Source organism: Amycolatopsis pithecellobii, assembly GCF_009707865.1.
Taxonomy (GTDB): Bacteria; Actinomycetota; Actinomycetes; order Mycobacteriales; family Pseudonocardiaceae; genus Amycolatopsis_E; species Amycolatopsis_E pithecellobii.
This window is the reverse complement of sequence record NZ_WMBA01000038.1, coordinates 64,580-74,194: the sequence shown is the minus strand read 5'-3', so window position 1 is coordinate 74,194 and position 9,615 is coordinate 64,580. Positions and strand designations below refer to the sequence as shown.

Sequence of the window (9,615 nt, the reverse complement as noted above, 5' to 3'; positions counted from 1 at the left end):
CCCCCAGGCCGCCCCGACCGGCCGCCGCGTCTGCGATGTGGTCGCCCAGAGCGCCCCGACCAGCCGCCCCATCTGGAACCTGCTCCCCGAGGCTGCCCCGACCGGACCACTCCGCCGCCGGATACGACTCCTGTTCATCGGAACTGTCGCCACCGGACAGACCTGCTGCCGCGCCCGACCCCTGCTCGTCAAAGTCCTCCCGGCCGGACCGGCGCGCCGCCGGATCCGGCTCGAAGGCACCAACGCCGTCCGGGCCGGACAAGTTCGCCGCGTGACCCGAGTCCTGCTCACCAAAATTGAGCCGGCCGGACAAGCCCGGCGCTTGCTCACCGAAGCTACCCCGACCGGATTGGGCCGACGTTGCGTCCGACTCCCGCCCACCTGACCTACCGCGGTCAAAGCGCGCTCCTGTCTCGCCGGACGCTTCCTCACCGAAACCGGCCGACTCGAGTCCCGCCGCTGCCGCGTCGGACGCCCGGTTCCGGAAACTCGCCCGGCCAAGCTCGGCGGCATCGGATTCGGACCGACGCCCACCGAAAACGTCGCGGTCGGATTGCGACAACGCCGTCTCGTCCAAGCTGTCACGGCCCGCCCGGCTCGGCTCAGGCATATGCCGGCCGAAGCTGTCGCGGTCAAGCCAGCTCGTCGCCGGCTGTGGGTCTTCTTCTCCCGGCTGCACACGCTTGGTCGCCGACGCGCGCCCCGAGTCGGTCGCGCGGGAGGCAGGTTCGGCCTCGGCAATCCGGGTCGCGGCGGTGTTCATCATGGACTGCCGCTCCGAAGCCGCAGCCTGTGCGGCCTGGAGCCGCCGCTCGAGCGCCCGGCTTCTCGACTGTGCGGGCCGGACGAGCAGTACCCACGTCAGCAGCACGCCGACCAGAAAGGCCGCCACGCTCCACAGCCACACCTGCCCGAAGATGGACATCTCGAGCTGTCCTTTCTTGTCAACCGCAGCGCTACCACTGTCAGTGACACGACAGCGGCCCACTCATGACGCGCATGACGCGCCGGAGTCGGATCAACGCGTCCGAGCGACCAGATAGTCCGCGACGGACTCGCACGCATCGCGCGCGGCCGACGCGGGCAATGCGGACAACTCCGCCCTCGCCCGGCGAGCGTAGTCCGACAACGTGCCCATCGCGCGGTCGAGGCCGCTGGACGCACGCAGCAGGTCGAGTGCCTCCTCGATCAGCGGGTCGGCGGTGATCGGGCCCCTCAACAGCTCGACCAGTCTCGGATCGGTCGAGGGGTCGGCCAGCGCGAACAGCATCGGTAGCGTGCGAACACCCTCCCGCAAATCGGTGCCCGGGGTCTTGCCGGACTCGTCCGACGGAGACGCGATGTCGATGATGTCGTCGGAAATCTGGAAGGCCGTGCCGATGATGTCCCCGACCCGGGTCAGTGCCTCGACGTACTCAGGCTTCGCGCCCGAGACCATGCCACCGAACCGGCCCGCGGTCGCGATGAGCGATCCGGTTTTCTGCGCGATCACGCTCAAATAGTGCTCGATCGGGTCTTCGCCGTCGGCAGGCCCGACCGTTTCCCGCATCTGGCCGGTGACCAGCTCCCCGAACGTCTCGGCGATGATCCGCGCGGCGTCCGTGCCGAGGTAGGACACCAGCCGTGACGCATGTGCGAACAGGAAGTCGCCGGTGAGGATCGCGACCGTGTTGTCCCATCGAGCATTCACGCTCTGCGCGCCACGGCGCATCGTCGCCTCGTCCATGACGTCGTCGTGGTAGAGCGTGGCGAGGTGCACCAGTTCGACGGCGGCCGCCGCCGTCACAACCCCCTCGTGGTTCCCCTCCCCGAACTCGGCCGCAAGCAGCGTGAACATCGGACGGAAACGTTTGCCCCCCGCCTCGACCAAGTGCGACGCGGCGTCGTGCACGGCCTTCACCTCGCTGCGGGCGGTCTCGCGCAAGAGGTTCTCGACGTCTGCCAGCCCGGCGGCGAGGGTGCGCAGCAGTTGCTCATCGGCGATCCGGAGGCCCACGCTCGCACGCAGATCCTCGATGGTGCCACTGTGAACCGACACGTTCTCCTGCCTTCTCGCACGTCACTACGGTCTTCATCAGCGTAATGGCAAGGCAGAACAGCCTGGTCGGCCGCTCGGCAAGGCGGCCCGCGACGGGCTTGACAAGCCAGCCCGCACCTTGGCCCCAGGAACCCGTCGACATCGCATTACGGCATTCGCCTTCTCGGTGACCAGCGGGAACAGGCACAGCACCATCGTCGCGGTGATCATGTTGGTCACCTTCCCGACAGGTCACTTGATCAACTATGGTCTCCACCACGTTCCCCTCAAAACTTCGGCGTGCGACCCCTCGCCGTACAGGGTCGGTGACGGCGGGTTAGTGGCTACGGCGTCCTGGAGACCGTCGGCGCCGTAATCCTGTGCGAACGCAGCAAGGACGGCGGCGCGATCAAGCGATATTCGGCGTCCCCAGGGCAGCCGTCGCCGTAGCGGAGCAGGCCTTCGCCGACCAGCTGAGTTGGCGCCGGCGGTGTGATCGTTCCCATCATCGACAGGGCTGACACCGGTCTCCAACTCGGGCACCGGGCGTTGCAGGACCCGTCCCTGACGAGTGCGTTCGAATCAGGACACGCAAACTGGTTCTCAAGGAAGGTCCCATGTGGACAGTGCCGAGTTATGGCGACACTGTCGCACATTCACAGAACTCGTCGACAACCGCCACCTTGCCAAACCGGATGGTCACGACACCCCAGGGACTCGGCATCAACAAATCTGCACATCGTCGATTCCGGGCCACAAGGGTGAAAGTACCGAGGTCTCATAACTCCGCGGGCAAGATCGGCACAAGACCGGCAGTCCGGCTTGTCACACCTGAACGAGCAACACTGTCCTAAAAGGACAACCTCAGGACCGGGAGGCCTTACCTGGTCAGTACTTCCGCCACACTCTCCTTTCCTGACTGAAATCCAGTGTTCACGACCACCCGGTAAAACCACTACCAGCTCCGCCACCCCGACACAACCGCCAGTTTTCGAGAACCCGGAAGTTGTCCACATGCCCCTCGGTTATCCACAGAATTGCATTCACATTTCCCATCCGGGACGGCATCCGGGCATGATCGAGGCATGCCCGTCGAGGAATCAAGGACAGAAGGGAAAAGGACTATGACTGACGCCACCGCCATGGACCGCCGCGCACAGAACCGTCTCATTCGCCATGAATTCGAGGAAGCCCGTGCGCACGGACTCAAGCAGCGGCACGCAATGAAACTGCGTCATCTGACGGAAGCAGGCGCACGCCAGGATTGCCGGTGTGAAGAGCGATCGGTCCACCGACATCGCTGCTCATACGATGACGTGATCGGCCTGCTCAGCGCACCCTTGCCCGACATCGCCTGACACACAGCCAAAACGGGTGTTCACCCCGGCTGAGCCGGCATGAACACCCGTTGGCATCGACTATCAGAAAGCGAACGTGCCCGCGCCGGCCCAGCCGAGCGCGAAGGACGGGAGGACACCCAGCAGCAACGTGATGATGACGCCGAGTGTGATCGCTGCCGTCGTGAATGCGCCCGGCACGCTCACCGTCGGGCCCTCGGCTGCCGGCTGCGAGAAATACATCAGTACGACCACCCGCAGGTAGAAGAACGCTGCCACCGCACTGAACACGAGTGCGATGACCACCAATGGCGCCATTCCATCTTGCAGCGCGGCCGAGAACACGACGAACTTGCCGACGAACCCGCTCGTGAGCGGGATCCCGGCAAGTGCAAGCAACAGGAACGTGAACACGCCGGCCAATACCGGCGACCGTTTCGCCAGCCCGGCCCAGGCCGAAAGGTGCGTCGCTTCACCGGAGGAGTCGCGCACCAGTGAGACCACACCGAATGCGGCGAGCGTCGTGAACCCGTAGGCAAGGAGGTAGAACAAGGTCCCAGAGAGACCCTGCTCGGTCATCGCGATCGTGCCCACGAGCAGGAACCCGGCGTGCGCGATCGACGAGTAGGCGATCATGCGCTTCACGTCGGTTTGCGTCAGACCGAGAATCGCGCCGATCACCATTGAGACGATCGCGACCGCCCACAACACTCCGCGCCATTCCCAGCTCGTCGATTCGAAGCCGACGGTGAGTACCCGCAGGATTCCGCCGAACGCGGCGACCTTCGTACACGCAGCCATGAACGCGGTCACCGGGGTCGGCGCTCCCTGGTAGACGTCCGGCGTCCAGGTATGGAACGGACCGACCGAGCCCTTGAACAGCAAGCCCACCACCAACAGCCCCATGCCGGCGAACAGCAACGTGTCCGATCGGTCGGAGCCCGCGGCGGCATTGGCGATGTCAGCCAGCTTCACCGAGTTCGCGTATCCGTACAGCAAAGCGAGGCCATACAAGAAGAACGCCGAGGAGAACGCACCGAGCAGGAAGTACTTGACCGCCGATTCTTGGGAAAGGAGGCGACGCCGCCGAGCGAGACCGCACATCAGGTAGAGCGGCAGGCTCAGCACCTCGAGCGCGATGAACATCGTCAGCAAATCGTTCGCCGCGCAGAAGGTCATCATGCCGCCAAGGGCGAACAGTGTCAGCGGGAAAACCTCGGTCTGCATGCCGGTCGAACCGACCTGGGCACGGTCCTGGAACGTGCCGGGACGGATCGACGCCTGCGCCACGAAGGCACCGCCTGGCTCGACGGAACGGTCGGCGATGAGCAGCACGGCCCCGAGCGCCAGCGCGAGCAACGTGCCCCACAGGAACAATGCCGGCTTGTCGACCGAAATCGCACCGGACAATGTGGTCAGACCCGCCTTGGGTGAGCTGCTGACATAGACGGCGAGCGAGACACCGGCGCCGACCAGCGTCAGCAGGCACAGCACGACCTGACCAGGCCAGCGCATGTGCCGTGGCAGGAAAGCCTCGAACAGCACGCTGACGCATGCCGCACCGAGCACGATCAGCACCGGCAGGATCGCCGCGTACTCGATCGGCGGCGCCGCGATCTGCCCTTGCTGGGCCAGCACGTGGATCACTTTCAGTGCCCTCCTTGCACGGCCGAAAGCGTGGCCTGCACCGACGGTCCCACGGTGTCGAGCACCGGTTTCGGATAAAACCCGAGCCCGATGATCAGCACAACCATGGGAATCAGGATCGCGAGCTCCTTCGCACCGAGATCGCGGATGGTCTTCTTCGCCCCGAGCTCCGGTGCGATGGCCGTGCCTGGCCCGCCGCCGGCGCCCACGAGCGCGTTACCGCGGACCGGTCCGGTCATGAGGCGCTGGTAGAGCCACAGCACATAGGCCGCGGCGAGCACCATGCCGACCGTAGCGAGGGTCGCGTAGACCGGCTGGGTCGTGAAGGAACCCAGCAGCACCAGAAACTCACTGACGAAGGAGTTGGTCCCTGGTAAGGACAAAGTGGACAGACCCGCGATGAGCAACATCCCGCCCAGCAAAGGAGTCACCTTGTACATACCGCCGTAGTCGGAGATCCGCGTCGACCCGCCGCGCGCGATCACCAGGCCGAGCATGACGATCAGCATCCCGGTCGCCAGGCTGTGGTTGAGCATGTAGGTCACCGAGCCGACGGTGGCCTGCTGGGTGAAGGCGAAGATGCCGAGCGCGATGAACCCGAAGTGGGCAATGGACACGTAGGCCACGAAACGCTTCATGTCCTGCTGCCCCGCAGCGAGAATCGAGCCGTACAGCACGCCGATCACCGCCAGGATCAGCACCAGCGGTGCGAGCGTCTTGCTGGCTTCGGGGAACATCGGCAGGCAGTAGCGCAGGAACCCGAAGGTACCGACTTTGTCCAGCACACCCACGATCAGGACCGCCACCCCGATCGGAGCCTCACTGGCCGCGTCCGGCAGCCAGGTGTGGAACGGCACGAGCGGCGCCTTGATCGCGAAGGCGAGGAAGAAACCAAGGAACAGCCAGATCTGCGTGCTGGTCGGGGCGTCACGGACGACTGTGACGAGCGTGGCCCAGTCGAACGTGCCCCTACCCAGCTTGTCCGCGGAAATCGAGTACGCGCCGATCGCCGACGCGAGCATGATCAGACCGCCGAGGAAGGAGTACAGGAAGAACTTGACCGCCGCGTACTGCCTGTTCGCGCCGCCGTAACCGCCGATGAGGAAGTACATCGGGATCAACATGATCTCGAACAGGACGTAGAACAGGAACACGTCGGTGGCCGCGAACACCGCGATCGTCAACGCCTGCTGCACCAGGATGAGTGCGAGATATCCGCCGGCGCTGCGCCCTTCGGGGAGCTTGTCGGCGGTGCCCAGCGCACCGATGACGATCGGCACCAGGAATGTGATCACCGCGATCATGATCAGCGCGATGCCGTCGATACCGAACGCGATGTGGACACCGAAGGTCGGAATCCAGTCCACCGACGACGTCTGCTGCAACCGGGCACCGCTGGGGTGGTAGGTCGCCCACATCGGGATCATCAGCAGGAACTCGACGATGGAGAACGCCAGCGCGACGGTCACGGCCGCTCGATCGTTCTTCCGCAGGCCGCATAGGACCAGCGCGCCGACCAGCGGCAACAGGATGAGCGCCAGTACCCAGGTCATGAGAACCTCACCAACAACAGGGCCGCGACCAGCACGAACGAACCGGCCAGCATCGAAAGGGCGTATGAGCGGACAAAACCGGTCTGTAGCCGCCTCAGTCGCCCGGAGCCGCCACCCAACGCGGCGGCGAGGCCGTTGACCGCGCCGTCCACGCCGCGGCTGTCCAGGTACACCGAGAACCGGGTCAGCCACATCCCGGGTGTCGCGACCAGGGCTTCGTTCAACGCGTTGCCGTACAGGTCCTTGCGCGCCGCACGGACCACGGCGGACACGTTCTGCGGCCGCTCGACGGGGGTGTCCCGCCGCCCGACCACCAGCCACGCGACCAGCACACCCAGCGCGGAAAGGAGGATTGTCAGCCATGGAATGAGGGCGTGCGGGAGGACGCTGTGCTCGGCCTCGCTCAACTCACCCAGTGACGGGGTGAGCCAGGACGAAAGCCTGCCGCCGAGTGAGAACAGCGCGCCGGCGCCGACCGAGCCGATCGCCAGGATGATCATGGGGACGGTCATCACGGTGGGCGCCTCATGCGGGTGGAAATCCCGGCCGTCGGTGGACTTGATGTCCTTCCAGCGTTCCTTGCCGAAGAAGGTCATCAGTACCAGGCGCGTCATGTAGAAGGCGGTGAGCGCAGCACCGACCATCGCGGTCAGGCCGAACACCCAACCGCGCCAGCCCTCCTGGCCGAACGCGGCCTCGATGATCGCGTCCTTCGAGAAGTAGCCAGACAGAAAGGGGAACCCGATGAGTGCGAGGTAACCGAGCCCGAAGGTGACAAAGGTGATCGGCATCCGCTTGTACAGCCCGCCGAACTTCCGCATGTCGACCTCGTCGTTCATGCCGTGCATCACCGATCCGGCGCCGAGGAAGAGGCCGGCCTTGAAAAAGCCGTGCGTCAGCAGGTGCATGATGCCCAGCGCGTAGCCGAAGGGTCCGAGCCCGACGGCCAGCATCATGTAGCCGATCTGGCTCACGGTCGAATAGGCGAGCACCTTCTTGATGTCGTCGTAGGCGCAGCCGACGATGCATCCGATCAACAGCGTCACCGCGCCGACGAGGGTGACGATGAGGCGCCCGCTATCCGTGGCGTTGAAGATCGGGTTCGACCGGGCAACCAGGTAAACCCCGGCAGTCACCATCGTCGCGGCGTGGATCAGCGCCGACACAGGGGTCGGACCTTCCATCGCGTCCGGAAGCCAGGCCTGCAGCGGGAACTGGCCGGACTTGCCGCAGGCACCGAGCAGCAACAGGATCGCGATCGCCGTGATCACGCCGGGCGGTGCGTTGCCGATGTTCGCGAACACTCCGGCGTAGGTGACCGTGCCGAGGTACTTGAACATCAGGAAGATCGCCAGTGCCAGGCCGACGTCGCCGACCCGGTTCATCAGGAACGCCTTCTTCGCCGCGGTCGCGGCGGACGGTCGGTCGGTGTACCAGCCGATCAGCAGGTAGGACGCCAGACCGACGCCTTCCCAACCGAGGTAGAGGGTGATGAAGTTGTTGCCCAGCACCAGAACCAGCATGGAGGCCACGAACAGGTTCAGATAACCGAAGAACTTGCGGCGCTCTGGGTCCTCAGCCATGTAGCCGATCGAATAGATGTGGATCAGCGAGCCGACTCCGGTGATCAGCAACACGAACACCAGTGACAGGGCGTCGATCCGGAAGCCGAAGTCGACTGAGAGGTTGCCGACTGTGAACCAGGAATAGATGTTCGTGTCGACAGGCTTGCCGTCACTCGCGAAGAACAGGACGAGCCCGTACACGAACGACGCGATGGCGGTGGCGCAGCCGAGCAGATGGCCCCATGCATCGGTCCGCCTGCCCCCGGCCAGCAGGATCAGCGCACCCAGCGCCGGGAACGCGACCAGCAGCCACGATGATGCAGTCACTTACACAGCCCTCTCAGTACTTGAGCAGGTTGGTGTCGTCGACCGAGGCCGAGCGCCGGGTCCGGAAGATCGCCATGATGATCGCCAGCCCCACCACGACCTCGGCGGCGGCGACGACCATCACGAAGAACGCCATCACCTGGCCGTCAAGGCCTCCGTTCATGCGGGAGAACGTCACCAGCGACAAGTTCACCGCGTTGAGCATCAGCTCAATGCACATGAAAACGACGATCGCGTTGCGGCGGACCAGCACGCCGATGGCACCGATGGAAAACAACAAGGCGGACAACAACAAGTAGTAGGTGGGAGTCATTTCTTCTCCTCAGAACCGGTCAGCGCATGCGCATCCGGCTGCGGTTCCTTGCCCTCGACACGCTTCCGCTCGGCCTCGAGCTGAGCCGTCGGGGTGGACTCGATGATCGCCGACAGCGAGTCCTGCGCAACCGATCCGTCCGGAAGCAGCGCCGGTGTCATCACCGAGTGCGAGCTCGCGAAGACGCCGGGACCAGGCTTGGGCGAAATACGCTCGTACTCACCACGGAACCGGGCCTCGACGAGCTCCTTCTGCGTGCGGCGGCCGCGCTTCTCGTTGAACGCCAGCACCATCGCGCCAAGTGCCGCGGTGATCAACAACGCCGAGGTGAGCTCGAACGCGAACAGGTAGTTGGTGAACACGAGCCGGCCGATCCCGCCTGCCGTGCCGTTCGGCGCCGGCGCCGGGGTCACGTTGGACAGCGCGTTGAGCAGCCCGGTGACGATCAATCCGGCGATGCCGATCCCGAGGATCCCGGCCCAGAGTCGTTGCCCGCGAAGGACTTCGACGACCGAGTCCGAGCTTTCGCGGCCCACGAGCATCAGCACGAACAGGAACAGCATCATGATCGCGCCGGTGTAGACGATGATTTGGGTGAAGCCCAGGAACGGCGCCTGCTGGACCATGTACAGCACGCCGAGCGAGAACATGGTCATCGCAAGAAACAGGGCCGAGTGGACCGCGCTGCGGGCGAAGATCAAACCGAGTGCGCCGAGCAGTGCGATCGGCCCGAGGATCCAGAAAGCGACCGCCTCGCCGACCGACGTGCTCTGGTCGACGCCCTGCGCCAGCACCAGCGCGCTCAACATCCGGCCACCTCCCTGAGCGAAACCTGCCGGGCGGAAGCGCCGTCAGC

General features: G+C 65.1%; 7 protein-coding genes and 1 pseudogene. 1 reads left to right on the top strand and 7 read right to left on the bottom strand.

Annotation, left to right across the window (positions count from 1 at the left end):
* Positions 1-925 (bottom strand): annotated as a pseudogene (locus GKO32_RS22795) (hypothetical protein); the annotation flags it as partial.
* A gap of 93 nt (positions 926-1,018) precedes the next feature.
* A complete protein-coding gene (locus tag GKO32_RS22790) occupies positions 1,019-2,038 on the bottom strand; it encodes a polyprenyl synthetase family protein (protein ID WP_312868363.1) in 1,020 nt (339 codons plus the stop codon).
* A 1,103-nt stretch (positions 2,039-3,141) separates the two neighbouring features.
* On the opposite strand from GKO32_RS22790, the gene GKO32_RS22785 reads away from it, so the two are divergent.
* Positions 3,142-3,375 (top strand): hypothetical protein, encoded by a 234-nt coding sequence (locus tag GKO32_RS22785; protein ID WP_154758899.1) that lies wholly within the window; start codon positions 3,142-3,144, stop codon positions 3,373-3,375.
* Between the two features lie 63 nt (positions 3,376-3,438).
* On the opposite strand, the gene nuoN is transcribed toward GKO32_RS22785, so the two are convergent.
* Genes nuoN through GKO32_RS22760 form a run of 5 tightly spaced genes read right to left on the bottom strand, consistent with a single transcriptional unit; the run spans position 3,439 to position 9,568 of the window.
* Positions 3,439-5,001, bottom strand: coding sequence for an NADH-quinone oxidoreductase subunit NuoN (nuoN, locus tag GKO32_RS22780; protein WP_312868362.1), 1,563 nt, complete (start codon positions 4,999-5,001; stop codon positions 3,439-3,441).
* A 2-nt stretch (positions 5,002-5,003) separates the two neighbouring features.
* On the bottom strand, positions 5,004-6,554 hold the full coding sequence (locus tag GKO32_RS22775) for an NADH-quinone oxidoreductase subunit M (protein ID WP_154758897.1): 1,551 nt from the start codon (positions 6,552-6,554) through the stop codon (positions 5,004-5,006).
* Entirely contained in the window at positions 6,551-8,446 is a 1,896-nt protein-coding gene (gene nuoL / locus GKO32_RS22770; protein WP_312868361.1) for an NADH-quinone oxidoreductase subunit L, read from the bottom strand. Before nuoL ends, GKO32_RS22775 begins: the two co-directional genes overlap by 4 nt.
* 13 nt (positions 8,447-8,459) lie before the next feature.
* A complete protein-coding gene (gene nuoK, locus GKO32_RS22765) occupies positions 8,460-8,759 on the bottom strand; it encodes an NADH-quinone oxidoreductase subunit NuoK (RefSeq protein ID WP_154758896.1) in 300 nt (99 codons plus the stop codon).
* The gene (locus GKO32_RS22760) at positions 8,756-9,568 is read right to left on the bottom strand and encodes an NADH-quinone oxidoreductase subunit J (protein WP_208024514.1); all 813 of its coding nucleotides are present in this window, start codon (positions 9,566-9,568) and stop codon (positions 8,756-8,758) included. Before GKO32_RS22760 ends, nuoK begins: the two co-directional genes overlap by 4 nt.
* Between the last annotated feature and the right edge of the window lie 47 nt (positions 9,569-9,615).

Excerpts from the sequence above, each read along its gene's own strand:
- GKO32_RS22785 (WP_154758899.1), top strand. The coding sequence starts at position 3,142 with ATGACTGACGCCACCGCCATGGACCGCCGCGCACAGAACCGTCTCATT.
- GKO32_RS22775 (WP_154758897.1), bottom strand. The coding sequence starts at position 6,554 with ATGACCTGGGTACTGGCGCTCATCCTGTTGCCGCTGGTCGGCGCGCTG.
- nuoK (WP_154758896.1), bottom strand. The coding sequence starts at position 8,759 with ATGACTCCCACCTACTACTTGTTGTTGTCCGCCTTGTTGTTTTCCATC.
- GKO32_RS22760 (WP_208024514.1), bottom strand. The coding sequence starts at position 9,568 with ATGTTGAGCGCGCTGGTGCTGGCGCAGGGCGTCGACCAGAGCACGTCG.